9 protein-coding genes are annotated in these 20,786 nt (G+C 67.0%); 4 read left to right on the top strand and 5 right to left on the bottom strand.

The window, feature by feature from the left end; translation table 11 throughout:
- Positions 1-103 precede the first annotated feature (103 nt).
- The 5 genes from SKZ59_RS27730 to SKZ59_RS27710 all read right to left on the bottom strand — a co-directional run bounded on the left by SKZ59_RS27730 (position 104) and on the right by SKZ59_RS27710 (position 4,411).
- Complete coding sequence (locus SKZ59_RS27730; protein ID WP_319993551.1) at positions 104-718, bottom strand: UbiX family flavin prenyltransferase; 615 nt, start codon at positions 716-718, stop codon at positions 104-106.
- Positions 711-1,022: a Grx4 family monothiol glutaredoxin gene (gene grxD, locus SKZ59_RS27725; protein WP_034753766.1), complete on the bottom strand. Its 312-nt coding sequence runs from the start codon at positions 1,020-1,022 to the stop codon at positions 711-713. The genes SKZ59_RS27730 and grxD overlap by 8 nt, the downstream gene beginning before the upstream one ends.
- Positions 1,023-1,127: 105 nt before the next feature.
- On the bottom strand, positions 1,128-1,598 hold the full coding sequence (locus tag SKZ59_RS27720) for a GNAT family N-acetyltransferase (protein WP_319993550.1): 471 nt from the start codon (positions 1,596-1,598) through the stop codon (positions 1,128-1,130).
- A gap of 4 nt (positions 1,599-1,602) precedes the next feature.
- Entirely contained in the window at positions 1,603-3,951 is a 2,349-nt protein-coding gene (locus SKZ59_RS27715) for a Tex family protein (RefSeq protein ID WP_046683175.1), read from the bottom strand.
- 94 nt (positions 3,952-4,045) lie between these two features.
- Complete coding sequence (locus SKZ59_RS27710; RefSeq protein WP_319993549.1) at positions 4,046-4,411, bottom strand: hypothetical protein; 366 nt, start codon at positions 4,409-4,411, stop codon at positions 4,046-4,048.
- A 260-nt stretch (positions 4,412-4,671) separates the two neighbouring features.
- Between SKZ59_RS27710 and SKZ59_RS27705 the strand changes: the two genes are divergently transcribed.
- From SKZ59_RS27705 to SKZ59_RS27690, 4 genes are all read left to right on the top strand, one after another.
- Positions 4,672-5,334, top strand: coding sequence for a secretin and TonB N-terminal domain-containing protein (locus tag SKZ59_RS27705; RefSeq protein ID WP_319993548.1), 663 nt, complete (start codon positions 4,672-4,674; stop codon positions 5,332-5,334).
- 2 nt (positions 5,335-5,336) lie between these two features.
- Positions 5,337-5,894, top strand: coding sequence for an RNA polymerase sigma factor (locus tag SKZ59_RS27700; protein ID WP_034753775.1), 558 nt, complete (start codon positions 5,337-5,339; stop codon positions 5,892-5,894).
- Complete coding sequence (locus tag SKZ59_RS27695) at positions 5,887-6,834, top strand: FecR family protein (RefSeq protein ID WP_219329358.1); 948 nt, start codon at positions 5,887-5,889, stop codon at positions 6,832-6,834. The genes SKZ59_RS27700 and SKZ59_RS27695 overlap by 8 nt, the downstream gene beginning before the upstream one ends.
- 173 nt (positions 6,835-7,007) lie before the next feature.
- Positions 7,008-20,669 (top strand): filamentous haemagglutinin family protein, encoded by a 13,662-nt coding sequence (locus SKZ59_RS27690; RefSeq protein ID WP_319993547.1) that lies wholly within the window; start codon positions 7,008-7,010, stop codon positions 20,667-20,669.
- Positions 20,670-20,786: the final 117 nt, after the last annotated feature.

Genomic DNA, 20,786 nt, shown 5'->3' with positions numbered 1-20,786 from the left:
GCTCACCGTGCTAGAGCACGGTTGCGCTTCTCGACCACCTCTTCCTTCCGCTCGCTACGCTTTTGTCAGGCATCGTGACGCCAGAGTTACATCGTGACGCCAACTACAGAATAGGGGTGTCGCTTGCAGACTTGAGACCATTCCACCGCGGCGCCAGGCTGTGCTCGATGCCGAGCAGGTCGATGACGCGCGCCACCGTATGGTCGACCATCTCCGCGATGCTCTGCGGGTGGTGATAAAAGCTCGGTAAGGGCGGGAAGATGATGCCGCCCATTTCGGTCACGGCCGTCATATTGCGCAGGTGCGCCAGGTTGAACGGCGTTTCGCGCACCATCAGGATCAGGCGGCGGCGCTCCTTGAGCACGACATCGGCTGCCCGCGTGATCAAATTATCCGACAAGCCATGCGCCACGGCCGCCAGCGTCTTCATCGAGCACGGTGCGACGACCATGCCATCCGATTGAAACGAGCCGCTGGCGATACTGGCGCCGATGTCGCGCAGCTTGTGCACCACGTGCGCCTGCGCTTCGATTTCCTTGCGCCCTACGCCCGTTTCCTGGTGCAGGGTCAATACGGCCGCATCCGACAAGACCAGATGCGTCTCGACGCCGGGGATGGCGCCCAGCAATTGCAGCAGCCGCAAGCCATACACGGCGCCCGTGGCGCCCGTGATGGCCACGACGATACGGCGCGGCCGCTGCGTTTGGCTATCAGGCATCCAGCAGGGACTTCAGTTCGCCCGATTCAAACATTTCATTCATGATATCGGAACCACCGATGAACTCGCCTTTGACATACAGCTGTGGAATGGTCGGCCAGTTCGAGTAATCCTTGATACCCTGGCGAACTTCCGGGTCATCCAGCACGTTGACTGTAGCGATGTTTTCCACGCCGCACGCTTTCAGGATCTGGATGGCGCGGCCGGAAAAGCCGCACTGCGGGAACTGGGCCGTGCCCTTCATGAACAGCACGACTGGCGTGTTCGTCACGGTTTCTTTGATCCAGGTTTGTACGTCGCTCATAGCTGCCTCTGATGGGTAAATAAATAGATGCCGTCATTTTATAAGAAAACGCCGGCACGGGTATGCGCTCAAGTCATAAATTGGGCAAGTCAGCCACGTTGACGCTTATAAGGTCTTGCCCAGGCAGGTCGATTGTGCCGCGCCCACGTATTTGCCCCAGGCAATGACGGGTGCATAGCCGTGTTTGGCATAAAACGCCACGGCGCGGGTATTCGCCACGCGCGTGGACAGGTGCAGGGCCTGGTAGCCGTGCCGGCGCGCCTGCGCCTCCACATGGGCCAGCAGAGCCGCGCCCACGCCAGCGGAACCCGGGCGCGCATACATACGCTTGAGTTCGCCTACGGCGCTGTCCGCTTCGCCCAGCGGGCGCAGGGCGGCGCAGCCGAGCAGGTCTCCAGCCGTATCGCGGGCCAGGTAAAAGCCGCCGCGCGGCGTTGCCGCCTCGACATCGAAGGAAGAACGGCCACTGTCGCCATTGATGCGCAGCAGCGCGTTCGACAATGCGTCGAGCAGCAGCTGCGCCTCCACGCTGGCGGCGTCCACCGCCAGGATGACGAAATCATGCCTGGCGGCCATGGACTTAGCCGCGCAGCTTGGCGAACGCGGCAGCCATGCTGCCGGCCGGCTCGGGCGCGTTGCGCGATTGCGACTGATGCTGCGCCATGCTGCGGCGGTCGTTGCGGTCGCCACGTTGCTCGGGCTTGCTGCCCGCTTGCGGCGCGCTGTCCGTCAAACGCATGGTCAGCGCGATGCGCTTGCGCTTTTCATCGACTTCCAGCACTTTCACGCGCACGACCTGGCCAGCCTTGACCACCGTGTGCGGATCTTTCACGAACGTGTTCGACAGGGCCGAGATGTGCACGAGGCCATCCTGGTGCACGCCGATGTCGACAAAGGCGCCAAAGGCGGCCACGTTGGTGACCACGCCTTCGAGAATCATGTCCGGGCGCAAGTCGCGGATTTCTTCCACGCCTTCCTTGAAGGTGGCGGTGGTGAACTCCGGACGCGGGTCGCGGCCCGGCTTTTCCAGTTCCTTCAAGATGTCGGAAATGGTCGGCACGCCGAACGTTTCATCCGCGTACTTTGCCGGGCTCAAGGTTTTCAGCAAGGCCGTTTCGCCGATGACGGCCTTGATATCCTTCTTGATGTCCGCCAGGATTTTTTCCACCAGCGGGTACGATTCCGGGTGGACGGCCGAGGCGTCCAGCGGATTCTCGCCACCCATCACGCGCAGGAAGCCGGCTGCCTGCTCATACGTTTTGTCGCCCAGGCGCGGCACGGCTTTCAGGGCTGCGCGCGAAGTGAACGCGCCCTTCATGTCGCGGTAGGTGACGATGCTTTGCGCCACGCTGGCCGACAGGCCGGACACGCGCGCCAGCAGCGGAGCCGACGCCGTATTGACGTCCACGCCGACGGCGTTCACGCAATCTTCCACGACGGCATCGAGCGAGCGGGCCAGCTGACTTTGGCTTACGTCATGCTGGTACTGGCCCACGCCGATTGATTTCGGGTCGATTTTCACCAGTTCGGCCAGCGGGTCTTGCAGGCGGCGCGCGATCGAGACGGCACCGCGCAGGGACACATCCATGTCCGGCAATTCTTTCGAGGCGAATTCGGACGCGGAATACACCGACGCGCCCGCTTCCGAGACGACGATCTTCGTCATCTTCGCTTCCGGATGCTGCTTGATCAGGTCCTGCGCCAGTTTATCGGTTTCGCGCGACGCGGTGCCGTTACCGATGGAAATGAGCGACACATTGTGCTTCGCGGCCAGGCGGCCCAGGGTGTGTAGCGAGCCGTCCCAGTCGTTCTTCGGCTGGTGCGGGTAGATCACGGCCGTGTCGACGACTTTACCGGTGGCATCGACGACAGCGACCTTGACGCCCGTGCGCAAGCCTGGGTCCAGGCCCATGGTGGCGCGCTGGCCGGCTGGCGCGGCCAGCAGCAGCGCCTTCAGATTGGTGGCAAAGACGTTGATCGCATCGAGTTCCGAGCGTTCGCGCAGCGCGCCCATCAGTTCCGTTTCCAGGTGCATGAAGCTTTTCACGCGCCAGGTCCAGCGTGCCGTGTCCGCCAGCCATTTGTCGGCAGGGCGGCCTTGTTGCTTGATGCCGAAGCGGGCGGCGATGCGGCCTTCGCACGGGTTGTGCGGCGCATCCCATTTCGGTTTTTCCGCTTCCGTGTCCAGGCGCAGGGTGACATCGAGGATGCCTTCGCGGCGGCCGCGCAACAGCGCCAGCGCGCGGTGCGAAGGGACGGTCGAGATGGTTTCCGAGTAATCGAAATAATCGGCGAATTTTTCGCCTTCGTCCTGCTTGCCTTCCACCACTTTCGATTCGACGATGCCGTGTTCCTGCACGTATTCGCGCAAGGTTTGCAGCAGGGTCGCATCTTCGGCGAAACGTTCCATCAAAATCTGGCGCGCGCCGTCGAGGGCCGCCTTGGTATCAAGCACGCCCGGGTTGTTGCCGTCGGCACTAGTAAACGCGTCGCGCAGGAACTTGCCCGCTTCCGTTTCCGGCGTCAGTTCCGGGTTCTCCAGCAAGCCGTCGGCCAGCGGCATCAGGCCCGCTTCGATGGCGATCTGCGCCTTCGTGCGGCGCTTCTGTTTGTACGGCAAATACAAATCTTCCAGGCGCGTCTTGTCTTCCGCGTGCATGACGGCGTCGAGCAGCTCGGGCGTCATTTTGTTCTGTTCCGTGATCGACGCCACGATGGCGGCGCGCCGCTCTTCCAGTTCGCGCAGATAGCGCAGGCGCTCTTCGAGCAGGCGCAGCTGGATATCGTCGAGGCCGCCGGTCGCTTCCTTGCGGTAACGGGCGATGAAGGGCACGGTGGCACCTTCGTCGAGCAGTTCGATGGCGGCGGCAACTTGCACCGGTTTGGCGGCAAGTTCAAGGGCAAGGCGTTGTTCGATAGTGGGCAGCATGGTTGTTTCCAGAGCGATCAAGCCTGGAATGATACGCAATCGGCGCGATTGCGCAATCTTGACAGCGCAAATGGACTGTGCGTTGACAAGCGGCCTAGCGCGCCGGCAGCAGCGGGCTGGCGGGCGCGGGAGCTGGCGGCCTCTGTGGCGTGACGGACTTGCCAAAGGCATTGCCCATGCGGTGTTCGAGGGCGGCGCGGTTGTACAGGCCCAGCTGGTTCGACGGGCGCTGCATGACCGCTTCCGCGCCGGACAGGGCGGGTGGCTGCCGGTTCATGATGTTGCTATTCGGCAATAATTTTTCATTCAAGCAAGATATCGACTGCGCGCGCTGGCCACTGACTTCCACCTCCACGCAGCCCTTCTGCGGCGCGGGAGCTTTTACGACAATGGTGTGCTCGTCCGCCTGCGCGGGCAGGGCGGCGCAGGCCAACAGTAACAGCAAGGACAGGCGTGCCATGGCGGCTCCCGGAACGGTGGAATCAGCGTCCAGCATAGCAAGATCATGTGTCGCAGCGATGACACAGGCCAAGGGCCGGGCTGATGCCATGTCATGCAGTTGTCATTTTACGAAGCTACCATCTTGCCATTCTGCTTGAACTATTGCAGTCAAGACACTTCATGAGCAGGACTTTTCGTTGCGTCCCCTGGAAAATGACACTAAGCCACCGCCGCGCCGCAAAGGGCAATGCCCTGTCCGCCTGCTTGCTGATGACATTGATGACATTCATGACATTCGTGCGGCCGGCTGCGGGCGCGGACGGTGCTGACGCCGCCGCGCACGCAACCCTGCGCTTCGACTTGCCCGCCCAGCCGCTCGACGCGGCCCTGGTGGCGTTTGGCGAAGTGACCGGGTATTCCGTGCTCGTCAGCAGCCAGTTGGCGGCCGGCAGGGTGGCCTCGCCCGTGCGCGGTGACTACACGCCTGCCGAAGCGCTGCAGCGTTTGCTGGCCGGCACCCAGCTGGGCGCGCGCTTCAGCGGCAGCAATGCGTTCACCTTGCTGGCGCTGGCCGATGCACCCGTGGCGTCGGCGCCCGTGCCGGCCGAAGCTGCCCCCGCCACCGCACCATTGCAAGGCTATGCGGCCGTCCTGCAGCGCTCGCTCACGCGCGCCCTGTGCCGTCTGCATCCGGACGCCTTCGGCCGCTACCGCCTGGCCTTCCAGCTGTGGCTCGACGAGCGGGGCAAGGTGCGCGCCGTGCACGTGCTCGAACCGAGCGGCGTGGAACAGCGCGACCGCGCCGTGCTGCAGCGCCTGCGCAGCCTGCTGATCGATGGCGCGCCGCCGGCGGGCTTGCCGCAGCCGCTGACGATCTTATTGACGCCGCGGCCCGATCCCGATGCCGATTGCGCGCCCTACCTTTTGCCTGGGGTGCCCTGACCATGTCGGATTTGCTGAAAGCCACCTTGCGCAAGCTGTTCCTGGAACGCTACGGACAGTTTCGCCGCCATTTGCAGCGCCGCCTGGGCTCGGAAGACCTGGCCAATGACGCGCTGCATGAAACGTATTTGCGGGTGGAGCGGATGACGGCGCCCGAGGCGATCAGCTACCCGTCCGCCTACCTGATGCGCATCGCCATCAACATTGCGGAAGATCAACGCCGCGACAATGCGCGCCTGCTCAGCCTGCCCGATATCGACGATCTGTACGAGATGGCCGATGAGCTGGCCGACCCGGCCCGCACCTTCAGCGCGCGCGCCGAACTCGAGGAATTGGAACGGGCCTTGCAGGAGTTGCCGAAACGCCGGCGCGCCATCGTCATCGCCGCCCGCGTCGACCAGTTGCCCCACCGCGACATCGCCGAGCGCTTTGGTATTTCCGCCCGCACCGTGGAGAAGGAATTGCGCGCGGGACTCGAACATTGCTGCGAACGCATGGGACGCGATTTCATCCAGCGCTTCGGTCCCGGCGCGGGAAAAACGTCTAAACATCATGATTGAACAAACGGAAGACGACATGGGTGTCATCCAGAAGGAAGCGCAGGCGTGGGTCGTGCGCCTGGCCTCGGGTCAGGTCAGCGAGCGCGACGCGCAAGTGTTCCGTCACTGGTGCGCGCGCAGCCGCAGGCATGCGACGGCCTTTGCCGAGGCGCGCGCCGTGTGGGGCGCCATGGCGCCGGCCGCGCGCGCCGTCAAGCGGGCGCAGGCGCCTGTCAACGTGGCTCGGCGCGCCTGGCTCGGCGGCGCCGTCGCTGCCTCGCTGGGCTTGCTGGTATTGCGCCCGCCCACGGACCTGTGGCCGGCCGTGGCGGGTCTGGCCGCCGACTATGCCACGGGCACGGGCGAGCAGCGTGAAGTGGCGCTCGATGGCGGCGTGCTGGTGCAGATGAATACGCAGACGCGGCTCGATGCGGCGCCCGTGCAGGACGGCGCCGCGTCGCTGGTGCTGCTGGCGGGCGAGGCGGAGTTCCAGGCCGGCTTGCGCGGCGCGGCCAGCGTGCGCGTGCAGGCGGGCGACGGCACCGTGTCGGCCGGCAGCGCGCGTTTCAATATCCGCCTGTTCGGCCAGGAAGTGTGCGTGACGTGTTTGGCGGGCCGCCTGCGCGTGGCGCAGGCCGGCAACGATGCGGAACTGGCCGCCGGCCAGCAGCTGCGTTACCGGCCCGAGCATTTCGGCATCGCCCGCGCCGTGGCCAGGGGCGACGTCAGCGCGTGGCGCCAGCGCCTGCTGGTCTTCAAACAAAGCACCCTGGCCGAGGTGGTGGACGAGGTGAACCGCTACCGTCCCGGCAAGCTGATCCTTAATGGCGACACATTGAAACACACGCGTGTGCAAGCGAGCTTTTCGCTCGACCGCCTCGACGACGTGATCGCCCTGATCCAGGACGCGTATGGCGCACGCGTGACGCGTTTGCCTGGCGGTATCGTGCTGTTTGGTTGAGCGCAAAGGCCTGGCGCCAATTATGACATTTTCATGACCTTTTGCAGTCCCGGACCTTGTTCCCTGTCAATGCTGCTGGAAGCCGCGAATCAGTGCCTGCCGCCCGCCCCGTGCGTGCCGCGCGCCGCCTCGCGATATCGGTCAGCAACGGAACATGAAAAGGGAATGTCGCCATGCAGCGAAGCAAGTCGGTCACGAAACACGCATCCTCCTCCGCCATGGCGGGCAGCCACAACGGGCGCCCGGTGCGCTTGAAACCGCTGGCGCTGGCCATCGCCATGCTGCTGCAGGCGGGGGGCGCGCAGGCGCAGCAGCCGTTCAGCGGCGCCTGGTTCGCGGGCAAGGGCGCGCAGCAGGGCACGGCCGCCGCCACGGGACGCTTGCCGAATGGCCAGCCGGCCACCTCGCTGAACAATCCTTTGCTGCAGCAGCAAAAAGCCGAAGGCAAGCTGCAGCAGTCGCTGAACAACCTGTTGCTGGCCGCGCGCGGCATCGCCGCCGAACAGGCGGTGCAGGCAGCCGCGCGCCAGGCGGCGCTGGCGGCCGGCGGCGCGCCCGATGGCCTCGTCAAGGGCGGCTTGCAGGTCGACAGCAACAGCCTGACGGCGGGCTGGCTCAACGCCCAGGCCCCCGTGCAGAGCCAGGCCGATGGCAAGACCGTCGTGAAGGTCGTGCAGACGGACGACAAGGCCATCCTGAACTGGGAAAGTTTTAACGTCGGCAAGAACACCACCTTGCAGTTCGACCAGAAATCGCACTGGTCCGTGTTGAACCGCGTCAACGATCCGCTGGCGCGCCCCAGTCAGATCCAGGGCCAGATCAAGGCCGATGGCACGGTGATGATCGTCAACCGCAACGGCATCGTGTTTACGGGCAGCAGCCAGGTCGATACGCGCAGCCTGGCCGCGGCCGCCATGGGCATGAGCGACAGCCAGTTCAAGAGCGGCTTGTACGGCAAGGCGCAGGGTACGGGCGCCGTGCCGACCTTCGCGAATGATTTGTTGCTGGACCAGAATACCTTTACGCATGCGGCGGCCGAAGCGGACGTCGTCGTCGCCGCCGGCGCGCGCATCGACACGCGCAAGCCGCAGACGGTGACGGAAGGCGGCGGCTACGTGCTGCTGGCCGGCCGCGCCGTCGAGAATGCGGGCGCCATCACCACGCCGAATGGCCAGACCACCCTGGCGGCTGGCGACGCCATCGTCGTGCGCCAGGGCATGGGCACGGACAAGAACCAGTATTCGAGCACGCGCGGCAATGAAGTCGAGATGCTGCGCGTGGCCGACAGCGGCGCCGGCAGCGTCGTCAACAACGGCCTGATCCAGGCGGCCACGGGCGACATCACGCTCAGCGGCAATAGCGTGCGCCAGGATGGCGTGCTGTTGTCGAGCACGACCGTCAATGGCCGCGGCACGATCCACCTGGCGGCGGCGGGCGAGAATGCCGGGGTCACCCTGGCACGCGGCAGCGTCAGCGCCATCGTCATCGACGACAATGGCGCCACGGCGCTCGACGTGCAGCGCGATACCTTGCTGAAAGACACGGGCAAGGGCACGGATACGCCGCAGGACCGGCGCGACCAGTCGCTGGTGCGCATTGTTTCTGCCGGCAACATCGAGTTCGAAGGCGATTCGCTGACCCTGGCCACGGGTGGCCAGGTGCTGGCCGATGCGGCCCGCCGCAGCCACGTGGCGCGCGGCGCCGCCATCGACGTCTCCGGCGCCGTCGGCGTGAAGGTCGACATGAGCAGCAACAATGTGCTGATCAACGTGCAGGGCAACGAACAGCGCGACGCACCGGGCAGCCGCGACGCCAAATACCTGAACAACAGCGACGTGTGGGTCGACCGCCGCGACCTGGTGCTGGTGCCGGCCGGCACCAACGGCTACGCCACGGACCGCTGGTACACGGCGGGCGGCTTGCTGGAAGTGAGCGGCTACCTGAACACCAGCGGCCACGGCATCGGCGAATGGGCGGCCCAGGGCGGCACTGTCGGCTTTGGCGGCGGCGAAGTGGTGACGCAGGCCGGTTCGCGCATCAACATCGCCGGCGGTTCGCTGGACGTGCAGACGGGCATGGTCAAGCAGACGTGGCTGAAGGGCGCCGATGGCGCGATGTACAAGCTGAGCACGGCCCCTGGCGACAATCTGTACACGGGCTTGTACCGCGGCTATGAAAGTACGCATGCGCGCTGGGGTGCCAACACGACGGAAACCCATGCGAATGCCTTGATCGGTCCGCGCGAGCGCCTGGAAAACGGCTACACGGTGGGCCGCGATGCGGGCCGCCTGATCGTTTCCACGGGCGCTGCCGTGCTCGAAGGCGATATCGACACGTCCGTGTTCCAGGGCGAACGCCAGCAGCGCAAGCGCGACGACGGCGTCGATAGCTACAAGCAGGCGCAGACGTCGGCCGCGCGCGCCGGTCAATTGATCGTCGGCAAAATGACGCCCGTCTTCGATACGAAGGCGGGCCAGCTGCGCGACAGCCCGCAAGCCGTGCTGGAAAACGTCGAGATCGGCAAGGTGGCACCCGTCGCCGATGGCCAGCTGCTGAACGAGGCCTTGCCGGCCGCGCGCGGCAAGACCTTGCAGCTCGATGCCGACTGGCTCAATGGGCTGGAACTGGGGGCCCTGAATATCTACGCCTACGACAAGCTCGACGTCAACGCGGACGTGCGCGTGGCCGATGGCGGCGACATCGTCCTGCACGCCACCGACGTGGCCATCAAGGCGAACGTGAGCGCGCGCAGCGGCAGCATCGCCGCCGGTGACATCATCTCGCGCTACCTGGCGAACGCGGGCGCCGTGTGGGTGGAAGGGACCGTGTCGCCGGAAGGGCGCGCCGCGAGCCCGGCCGGCGTGCGCGTGGCGCCGGGCGTGCGTCTCGATACGCGGGGCCTGTGGAGCAACCTGGAACTGGACCCGGGAGCGGTCGCCGGCCTGCCGTACGTGAATGGCGGCAAGGTCACATTGAAGAGTTCGGGCGGCATCGAGCTGGCCGGCGGCAGCGTCATCGACGTTTCGTCGGGCGCTGCTTTGATGAGCAATGGCAGCCTGCAGGGCGGGCGCGGCGGCGACATCGCCCTGGCCGTCGACTTGCCACGTGAAAAAACGCCGACGGGCGCCTTGCTCAAGCTTGACGGCGAGTTGCGCGGCCATGGCGTGAAGGGCGGCGGACGCCTGACGATCGACAGCGGCACGGCCGTCAGCATCGGCGGCAAGCTGCAGGACGGCGACGTGCTGCCAGGAGGAAGCAGCGCCCCCGTCGGCTTGCGCCTGGCCGATGAATTTTTGATTGCCAAGGGCGAGAAGATTCCCTTCGATTTCGCGCTCAGCACCAGCGTGATCAAGCCGGGCCAGACCTTGAGCATGCCCGTGACGGTGGACGTGTCGGCGCAGAAACCGTTGGTGCTGGGGAGTGATTTGCTGGTGCCGCCGGGCGCGAGCTTCTTCATCGACGGCACGACGTATGTCTGGAGTGGTTCCATCGTTCCCGCAGGCAGCGTGGTGACGGCCATCAATGGCCTCGCTACAGGCTTCGAGGTTTCGGCGGCGGCTTTTCCGAATGGCTTGCCCATCGTGCCGATAACGACCCAGTATGCGGCCGGCAGCATCGCCGCCGACGACGTGCGCGCGCCACGCGGCGTGCTGCTGCCGACCGGCACCATGCTAGGCCGTGACGTTGCCGTCCAGCCCATGCTGGCGCTGGACGCCAGCCTGTTCCAGAGCGGCTTTGCCGACTACGCCGTCACGGGCCGCGACGGCGTCGTGGTGGTCAAGGATGCGCGGATCGATGTGAAGATGCCCGTGCTGCGCTTCAATCCCGCCACCGGCCACACGGTGGCGAGTGGCACCGATCCGGCTGCCGCGCTGGAAGTGTGGACGCCGGAGCTGTACCAGGAAGATGCGCGCAAGGGCCGCTTGACTCAGCGCGCCGGCGCCGACCTGACGCTGACGGCCGGCAGCCCGTACGTGAAGGGCGCCCTGGCCGTGGCGCAAGGCGCCGTCGTCACGGTCGATCCGGGCCGCCAGATCAGCATAACGAGCAATGGCCAGGTCAGTATCGACGGCCGACTCGACGCCTGGGGCGGCAAGATCGCCATCCTGCCCGGCACGTTGGGTACGGGCAGCGATGCCGATGTGCCGAACGGCAAGGGACAAGCCACGTCGATCTGGATCGGCGAACACGCGGTGCTTGACGTCGCCGGCCGCGCCACCGTCGCCACCGATATGCGCGGCGGCCGCTATGGCCGTGCCGACAAGGGCGGCAGCATCGAAATCGGCGCCCGCTACAAGGCCGATGCGGCCAGCGTCGACGCGGCCGACGCCTTTGTCGTCGTGCGTCCGGGCGCGCTGCTCGACGCCAGCGGCGCGCAAGCCACGCTGGACTTGCCGAACCAGGGCGCCGTCAACGTGGCCGGCAGCGGCGGCTTGATTTCGCTCAGTTCGTACAACGGCATCTTTGCCGACGGCACGCTGCGCGCGGTGGCCGGTGGCGCCGGGGCGGCCGGCGGCACCCTGGCGATGGCGCTCGACACGCCCAATTACGGCCAGGTGAACCGCCAGACGCTGGAAGGCGATAGCGTCGACAATGCGGTGCGAGTACCGCGCGAATTCGTGCTGGCGCAAGTGCAGGGCGACAGCGTCTTGCCGGTTGATTTGCGCGCCGGCCAGCAGGATGAGGCCTTGCGCTACGGCAGTGCGCGCCTGGGCGCCGACCGTGTGAAGGCCGGTGGCTTCGATAACCTGGCCATGCATGTGAACGGCATGCTCAGCGTCGATGGCGACGTCAACCTGGCGCTGGGCCAGAGCCTGCGCCTGAGCGCCAGTTCGCTGGGCCTGGCGCAGCAGCAACAGCCGTTGCCGCAATTGGATGGGGAAGGCCAGGACAAGGTGCCTGGCCTTGCCAGCCAGGTGCGCCTGGCGGCGCCGTATGTGCGCCTGGGAACGGCCGCGCGCGCGCAGAAAGACAATTACATCGTGCCCAATGCCGTGAAGGGCTCGAAAAACTCGGGCAAGGGGCGCGGCATGCTGGGCGTGCCGCTGGTGGCCGATGGCTCCCTGCTGCAGATCGATGCGGGCATGCTCGATCTCGCGGGCGAGGTCAACATGGGCACGCGTGGCGAGATCGTGCAGAGCAGCGGCACGCCGCTGGCCGTCGAACGCGATGCCTTCGAGCAGCTGACCCTGAACAGCCGCGGCGACTTGCGCATGTCGAACAACGCCGCCCTGTACCAGCCGGGCAACGCGACCCTGGTCGCCGCGCAAATCTACCCGGCCACGGGCGACAGCGGCATGGTCACGGTGGGCCAGAGCAGCCGGGTCGATGAATACGGCAATGTGCGCGTCACGCTCGATCCGCTGCGCACGCTCACTGTCGAGCGCAGCGCCGGCAGCGCCACGCCGAATCAGCCGTTTTCCGTGTTCGGCAGCCTGAGCCTGGTCGCGCCCACCATCAACCAGCACGGCGTGCTGCGCGCACCGCTGGGCCAGATCACCCTGGGGGCCGAAGGCTTTGAAGCCAATACGGGCCATGTCAATCTGTTGCCGGGCAGCCTGACGTCCGTCAGCGCGAAAGGCTTGACGATGCCGTACGGCGGCACGCTCGATGGCCTCAGCTACCTGTATGACGGCAACGACGTCGTGTTCAAGGGCGTGGGCAACGGTCCCGAGATCGCCTTGGTCGGCGCCGCCGTCGACGTGCAAGCCGGCGCCGTGCTCGACCTGTCGGGCGGCGGCACCTTGACGGGCGCGGCCTTCCTGGCCGGACGGGGCGGCTCCACCGATGCGCGCCTCAATCCGCTGGTGCAGATGAAGCCGAATGGCGGCTTTACCTTGCCCGGCCTGAATACCAACCCCGTGTACGCCATCATTCCCGGCGTGCAGCCGGACGTGGCGCCTTTGACGGCCGAGCAGGGCGCGGGCAAGCCGGCCGTGGGACGCCAGATCACCATCGCCGCGGGCGTGCCCGGCCTGGCGGCCGGTACCTACACCCTGCTGCCATCGAATTTCGCCTTGCTGCCGGGCGCCTTCCGCGTGGAGCTGAATGGCCTGGCCGGCGCCGTCGAGGCGGGCGGCATGGTGGCCATGCGCAATGGTTCGTATGCGACGGCGGCGCAGACGGGCATCGCCGGCACGGCCATCCGCGACGCCGTGCCGAGCCAGGCCATCCTGACGCCGGCCGACGTGCTGCGTACCTACTCGCAATACAATGAAACGGGCTATGCCGCCTTTGCCGTGGCGCAAGCCACGCGCGACGGCGTGCCGCGCGCCACGCTGGAACGCGACGCCAAGGGCGTGCGGGTGCAACTGATCGCCCCGTCCCTGCACAGCGTCGAAAATAACCACACGCCATTGATGATGGATGGCAGCGCCCTGTACACGCCGGCCGAGGGCGGCTTTGGCGGCTCGCTGCTGCTGGGCACGGGCGGCCATGCGGGTACCCGCTATCAAGTGCTGGCCGACGGTACGGCAGCGCAGGCGGAATTCGATGGCGTCTCCGTGCACGCTTCGCAGATCAACGCCTTCGGCGCCCAGCGCCTGGGTATCGGCGGCTTGCCGCGCGTCACCTACAGCGATTTCGCCACGGGTACCAATCAGCGCGCCAATATCGCCGCCATCAACGAATCGGCGGGCGGCATCGTGCTGCGCGACGGTGCCGTGCTGAAGGCGGCCGAAGTGTTCCTGGTGACCACGAAAACCGACGACGGCATCTTCCTCGAGCAAGGTTCCGGCATCAATACGCTGGGCCGTGGCAAGGCGGCCTGGGATTCGCGCGACGGCTTTGTGTACCAGCCCATGGGCAGCGTGCTGGCCGTCTCGAACGGCTGGCTGGATATGCTGCCGGCCGTGCGCACGCCGTCCGATTCGGGTGGCCCCGGCATCATCGACATCGGTACGTGCGCCAAGGCGGGCGGCGCCTGCACGGGCACCACCTCGCTGTATTCGGAGGGCACCATCGCCGCCGTCACGGAGCGCGCATTCACCCTGCGCGACAACGTGCGCTACGGCACGCGCAACCTGGTGCTGGGGATGGGTTCGATCAATATCGGCAGCGCAGCTTCGCTGGCCGATGCCAGCGCCCGCGGCGCCCTGCCGGACGGCTTGGCGCTGAACCAGGACGTGCTCGACCGCCTGCTGCGCGGCGATACGAGCACGGGCGCACCGGCACTGGAAAGCCTGGGCTTGACGGCGCGCAATTCCTTCAACTTCTACGATTCGTCGCAGCTGTCGACCATCGATGCGGCGACGGGCAAGTCGTCGCTGTCGCGCCTGGTGCTCAACACGCCCGCCATCTACGGCTATGGCGGCAAGGACGCGCTGGCGCGCATCCACACGGACACCCTCGTGTGGCAGGGCGCGACGAATGCGCCCGGCGCCGTCGTTGCCAACGGCCCCGGCACGGGCAGCGGCCGCTTGCAGATCGACGCCAAGCGCATCGAGTTCGGCTTCACGCCGGACAGCCGCCCCGACACCATCCACAACCTCGATCGTTTGATACTGGGCTTCGGCCAGGTGGCGCTCAATGCCAGCGAGCAGCTGACCGCCAACAACAAGGGCAGCCTGTCCATCTACCAGTCGCAAAGCGCGTGGGATACGGCCACCAATGGCTACCGCTACAGCGGCGGCGATCTGCTGATCAACACGCCGCTGCTGACGGGCGCGGCCGGTTCCGTCAACCGCATCACGGCGGGCGGCGACCTCAAGGTGAGCGCGCCGGCCGGCGCTACCCCCGCCACACCGACGAACGCGGCGCTGGCCGGCGCCCTGGGCGCCGAAGTGGCGCTGAACGGCAATAGTGTCAGCGTGGATACATCCGTGGTTCTGCCAAGCGGAAAACTGACCCTGTCGGCCGAGCGCGATGTGCTGCTGGGCGACAAGGCCAAGCTGGACCTGGCGGGCCGCAAGATCGATTTCTACGACACCAGCAAGTACAGCTGGGGCGGCGACGTGATCCTCGACAGCCGCGCAGGCGACGTGCGCCAGGCGGGCGCTTCCGTGATCGACCTGTCGGCCGTGAACAACCGCGCCGGCAAGCTGAGCGTGATCGCCACGGGCGACGCGGCCGGTACTGCCGACTTGCGCGGCAGCTTGCTGGGCGGCGCCAGCGGCCATTATGACGCGGGCGGCACTCTCGTGCCGTACGCGGCCGGCGGCGTGGAGGTGCGCGCCCAGCAGATCGGTGACTTCGCCGGCCTGAACCAGCGCCTGAACACGGGCAAGGTGTTCGGCAGCCGCAGCTTCCAGCTCAAGCAGGGCGATCTGACCATCGGCGACGAGGTCAAGGCGCGCGAAGTGAGCGTCTCCGTCGATGGCGGCAGCTTGAGCGTGAGTGGCCGCATCGACGCCAGCGGCGAGCAGGTGGGCAGCATCCGCCTGGCCGGGCGCGATGGCGTCACCATCCAATCGGGCGCCGTGCTCGACGCGCATGGCACGGTGCTGCGCACGGACAGCTACGGGCAAGCGATCGAGGCGCCGAACCGCGCCGTGATCGAACTGGCCGCGCCTGGTGGACGCCTGAGCCTGGAAAACGGCGCGCGTTTCGACTTGCGCAGCGGAGACAAGGGCGGCAACTACGGCAGCATCGACCTGAATGCGCGGCGCCTCGGTGGCGCCACGGGCGACGATATCGACATCGATGCGGCTGGCGCGCTGAACATCGCCGGCGCGCGCACCATCAACGTCAACGCTTTCTGGCAATACAAGGATGCCCCGGCCGGTACCGGCAAGGATGCGGACGGCCGCAGCTACCAGGGCATCAACCAGGCCTATCTGGACGAGAAACACGGGGACAGCCAGCTCTTCATGGCCCACGCGCTGGCCAACGGCAACTTGATGAACAACAAATTGCGCGGCTTGCGTGGAGATGCCAACGCTTTCCACCTGCGCCCTGGCGTCGAGATCGTCAGCGCCACGCCGGGCGGCGACTTGCACATCGATGGCGACATCGACCTGTCGGGCCACCGCTACGATGGCGTCAATCCGCTGGCGCGCCTGAGCGGCGTGTACGGTTCGGGCGAGGCGGGCGCGCTGGTCGTGCGCGCCGGTGGCAAGCTCAGCGTCTTTGGCAGTATCACGGATGGCTTCGATACCCGCACCTTGCCCGTCACGCCGGACGACAAGGGCTGGCAACTGGTGAAGGGCCGCTTGCCGTGGGGCGGCGAAGTCGTCGTGCCGCAAGCGGGCCTCGTTACCCTGGCCGAAGACACGTATTTCCAATCGGGCACGAGCGTCAATTTCGCCGTGCCGATGAAGGCCATGCAGCTGCGCGGCGGCACCTTGCTGGCGGCGCGCGCCACCTTGACGGCGGAATTGAACTTGCCTGCCGGCAGCGTGCTGGGCGGCGCCGTGCGCGATGCCGACGGCAAGGTGCTGTACGCGGCCGGCACGGTCTTGCCGAAGGCGCTGGCCTTATCGAGCGGCATGCAGCTCGATCCCGGCCTGCGCCTGCCCGGCGCGGCCAGCGTGGCGGCCATGCTGTGGCCGGCGAATGTGGCTTTGCCTTTCCCCGAAGGCAAGCCGCGGGACACGGGCGATAGCGTCAATACCGTCAACGGCGTGGTGCTGGCGGCGGCGCTGGCGCTGGACAAGGGCAGCGTGCTGCCGGCCGGCACGCTGGTCAAGCTGCCTGGCGACGCGACCGTGGTGGCGCTGCGCGCCGAGGATGGCGCGGGCCGCCAGGGCCGCAACCTGGCGCTGGCGCCCATGCTGGCCCAGGGTTCGCAAGCGTGGTCGCTGCGCCTGGTGGGCGGCGCCGATACGGCCGCCGCCGATACGCGCGCGCTGCGGCCGCATGCGAAGGACGCCCATCTGATGCTGGCCGATACGCATTACGGCATGGAGGAACGGACGTCGGTCAAGCCGGGCACGGGCTTGCCAGGCACCTATATTTTCAACGAGTACGCCACCATGTTGGGGTTCCCGGAAGGCGAGGTCGATATCACAATGTGGTTTGGTACCGAAGCGAACATGCTGGAGAGTTATGCGGATCTGGTGACCAAGATTGCCGACGGCACGCCGCCCGAAATGGTGACCAAGGATGAGCCGGCGCGCCAGCTTCTGTTCAGCGTGCTGCGCACGGGCATGGGCGACCTCGATTTGCTCGCTGCCGGCGATTTCGACATGCGTTCGCTGTATGGCGTCTACACGGCGGGCACGCAGTCGGCCTCGCCGCTGGTCGATGGCAAGGATCTGTTCAACCTGCCGCGCGGCCTGAACGCCAAGGGCAAGCTGCTCGGCGCGCTGGGCGACGACAAGTTGACGCGTTTCGTCGATGGCGGCAGCGAGAGCCTGTACCGCGCCTGGTATCCCGAGCACGGCGGTAACCTGCTGCTGCGCGCCCAGGGCGACGTCAAGGGCGACACCGTAGGCACCGCCCTGCAGCGCCGCGAGGATGCCATCGGCACCCTGAGCGCGCAGCAGGACACCAGCGACATCGGCGCCTGGTTGTGGCGCCAGGGCAGCGGCAGCACGGGGGCGGGCGTGCCGACGGCATGGTGGATCAATTTCGGCACCTATGTCGCGCGTCCCGAAGGCGGCGACCTGTTTGCGGGTCTGCCGGTCGTGTCGGGCTTTACGGGCATCGGCACCCTCGGCGGCGGCAATGTGCTGCTGCAGGCGGGCGGCAACGCCGGCATGCTGACCTCGCGCGCCGATCCGGGCGGCGTGTTCGCGCCGCGCAGCCAGGGCCTGAACGTGGCCGTGGGCAGCACGGGCAGGGTGACGCCGGACGGCAAGCTGCTGCTGACGGGCGGTGGCGACCTCGATATCCGCATCGGCGGCGGGCTCAACCCTGTCGCCGAGGTGCGCAGCTTCGATGCCAACAGCGATGCCCCGAATGCCGACACGCGCTTCGAGCGCCAGTATCCGACACTCAACAGCACCTTCACCAATCTGCGCGGCGCGCTGCGCATGGAGGCGGGCGCCGTGGGCGGCGTCGAACTGCGCTTCGACCGCGCCGATCCGAAGGAATCGCGGCCGTATGAAACCTATGCGGCGGGCACGGCCATTGCCAGCGGCGGGCCCATCCTCGTGCCGGGCGACAGCGGCGTGCGCATCGATGCGCGCGGCGACCTGGTGCTGGGCGGTACGGCCGATGCGGGCCGCGTCAAGCAGTTGGGCAATGGTTCGCCGTTCAACTACCAGGGCGTCGAGCGCCAGGGCGAGGGCTGGAGCTGGTTCTCGCTGTGGACGCCGGCCACCGCCATCGACCTGTTCAGCGCGGGCGGCAATCTGACGCCGACGTCCGCCTGGATACAATCGGACATGGGCGATAACCACGCGCCAACGGATGCACGTTTCGTCATGCCATCCGTGTTGCGCGCCGTGGCCGCCAGCGGCAGCCTGTATTACGGCAATGCCAGCCTGGGCAGGCTGGGCGAGGGCGGCAAGGTCGACATGCCGCAAAACGGCGTGATCCTGGCGCCGTCGCCGGTGGCGCCGCAATTTGTCAAGACGGGCACGGGCCAGCTGGAAATGCTGGCGGCCGACTCCATCCATGCGGCCGGCTATCCGATCACCGCATCGGGCGCCGATCCGCGCCTGTTGCCAAGTCCATTCAACCCGGGCTTCGTCGGCGCCCTGGACCCGGTTTGGTTCGGCCTGCTGCCCTTGCATAACGTCAGCGCCAACGGGCTGGCGCCCGGCGCGCTGAAATGGTTCGGTTCGTCGTCGAATGGCGCAAGCGATGCCTCGCAGCAACTGTATCCGCTGTTCAGCATGACGGCGCCGACGGTGTCGGACTACGTGCCGGTGGGTCAGCAGCCCGCACATTTCTATGCCAACAGCGGCGACATCGTCGGCTTGCGCACGGGCGGCATCGTGTACCGGGGAACACTGAAGGGCGAAACGGGCCCGCTGGGCGTGTGGTACGAAGGCGGCGGCGCCGTGGCCGTGCGGGCCGGACGCGACATCGTCAATTCCGGCACGCCGCTCGGCAGCGTCGAAGGCGTGCCGGAAGGCGCGGCCGGATGGACCAGCCAGGGCTTTGTCGGCCGGCCCGATTTTCCGGACAAGCCGGTGGTCTCCGGCGTCTCGTCCGCGCGCGGCAATCTGTTCGTGCACCGCCATGCCGACGACGTTTCCGTCGTCAGCGCCGGGCGTGACATCCGCTACAGCACCTTCTATGTGGCGGGACCGGGCCAGCTGAACGTGAGCGCCGGGCGCGACCTGTACATGGCCGACAAGGCGGAATTGCGCAGCCTCGGCTCCATCGTCAACACGGGCCCCGGCGAGCGCGGCAATGGCGCCGGCATCAGCGTGGCGGCCGGCGTGGGCCGCAATGGTCCCGACTATGCGGCTTTCGCGGCGCGCTACCTGGACCCGGCCAAGCTGGCCGATCCGGCCAAGCCGCTGGCCGACCAGGCCGGCAGCGCCGTGTACGTCTACGGCGGCAAGCTGACCCTGGCCGACTGGCTGCGCGGCCAGTTCGCCTACAGCGGCGACGAGGCGGGCGCGTCCGCCTTCCTCGGCACGAAGCAGGCGGAACTGGAAAAGGCCGGCCAGGCATCGGGCGCCGTGCGGCGCGACCTGGCGCGCGAGTATGCGCAGGTCAGCCAGCTGCACCTGGTGAACTGGCTGACGACGCGCTTTGGCGGCGACAGCGGCCTGGGCATCCGCTACGACCCGGCCACCGATGCGCGCAGCTTCTTTGCCGCCTTGCCGAAGGAACAGCAGCAGGTCTACCTGAGCAATGTCTACTTTGCCGAACTGAAGGCGGCCGGGCGCGAGTACAACGATCCGGACGGCATGCGCCGCGGCAGCTACCTGCGCGGCCGCGAAGCCATCGCCACCCTGTTCCCGGCGCAGGACAAGGCGGGCCAGAAGATCGAGTACAAGGGCGACCTGACGATGTTCAGCAGCGCGCTGTACACGATTAACGACTACGACGGCGTGTACACCAAGCGGCCGGTGGCGGGCGTGCGCTACCTGAGTCCGCAGGAGTGGGCCGAAGCGGGCCGTCCGACGGTCAACGTGCCGCACGTGATCGTCAACGACGCGGGCATCCATACGGATGTCGGCGGCGATATCGGCATCACGGTGCCGGGCGGACGGGCGCTGATCGGCGTCGATGGCGGCTATGCGCCGGGCGAAGGCTCGGGCGTGCTGACGCAGGGCGCGGGCGAGATCCAGATGTATGCGAAGGACAGCATCCTGCTGGGCCAGAGCCGCATCTTTACCACCTTCGGCGGCAACATCCTGGCCTGGTCGGCAACGGGCGACATCAATGCGGGCCGTGGCACCAAGTCCACCGTCGTCTACACACCGCAGCGCCGCACCTACGACAGCATCGGCCTCGTCAGCCTGTCGCCGAGCACGCCGGCCACGGGCGCCGGCATCGCCACCCTGAACCCGATCCCGGAGGTGCCGCCCGGCGACATCGACCTGATCGCCCCGCTGGGCAGCATTGACGCGGGCGAGGCGGGCATCCGCGTCTCGGGCAACGTCAACCTGGCGGCCTTGCAGGTGATCAATGCGGAAAACGTCCAGGTGCAGGGCAAGTCGGCGGGCCTGCCGGTGATCTCTACCGTGAACGTGGGCGCGCTCAGCAATGCCAGCGCGGCCGCCACGCAAGCCGTCACGGCGGCGCAAGACGTGCTGCAACGGGAACGGGCCGCCACGCGCCAGGCGCAACCGTCGCTGTTCACAGTAAAGGTGCTGGGCTTTGGCAACGAGCAGGCGGACGAAGCCGGTGCCGGCAAGCACCAGGGCGGCGAGCCGCAGGCGTCCAGCTACCAGCCGGCCGGCGTGGTGCAGGTGCTGGGCGCGGGGCCGTTGACGGCGCCGCAGTTGCAGGCGCTCACGCCGAACGAGCGGCGCGGCTTGCAGCCATGAGTTTTATGAACATTTGATGACATTCGGCAGTCGCCGCGCGCGGCGGCTGTCTAGGCATCAGTAGATCAGCATTAACAGAAAAAACGCCGGCCCAGCGCCGCAACACAGGGCAACCGT

The sequence above is a fragment of the Janthinobacterium sp. GMG2 genome, assembly GCF_033949445.1.
GTDB classification, from domain to species: domain Bacteria; phylum Pseudomonadota; class Gammaproteobacteria; order Burkholderiales; family Burkholderiaceae_D; genus Janthinobacterium; species Janthinobacterium aestuarii.
The sequence above is the reverse complement of the archived record's forward strand: the minus strand, read 5'-3'. Positions and strand labels throughout refer to the sequence as shown.

Coding starts and splice junctions, on each gene's coding strand:
- SKZ59_RS27730 (WP_319993551.1), bottom strand. CDS start 718: ATGCCTGATAGCCAAACGCAGCGGCCGCGCCGTATCGTCGTGGCCATC.
- grxD (WP_034753766.1), bottom strand. CDS start 1,022: ATGAGCGACGTACAAACCTGGATCAAAGAAACCGTGACGAACACGCCA.
- SKZ59_RS27720 (WP_319993550.1), bottom strand. CDS start 1,598: ATGGCCGCCAGGCATGATTTCGTCATCCTGGCGGTGGACGCCGCCAGC.
- SKZ59_RS27715 (WP_046683175.1), bottom strand. CDS start 3,951: ATGCTGCCCACTATCGAACAACGCCTTGCCCTTGAACTTGCCGCCAAA.
- SKZ59_RS27710 (WP_319993549.1), bottom strand. CDS start 4,411: ATGGCACGCCTGTCCTTGCTGTTACTGTTGGCCTGCGCCGCCCTGCCC.
- SKZ59_RS27705 (WP_319993548.1), top strand. CDS start 4,672: ATGACATTCATGACATTCGTGCGGCCGGCTGCGGGCGCGGACGGTGCT.
- SKZ59_RS27700 (WP_034753775.1), top strand. CDS start 5,337: ATGTCGGATTTGCTGAAAGCCACCTTGCGCAAGCTGTTCCTGGAACGC.
- SKZ59_RS27695 (WP_219329358.1), top strand. CDS start 5,887: ATGATTGAACAAACGGAAGACGACATGGGTGTCATCCAGAAGGAAGCG.
- SKZ59_RS27690 (WP_319993547.1), top strand. CDS start 7,008: ATGCAGCGAAGCAAGTCGGTCACGAAACACGCATCCTCCTCCGCCATG.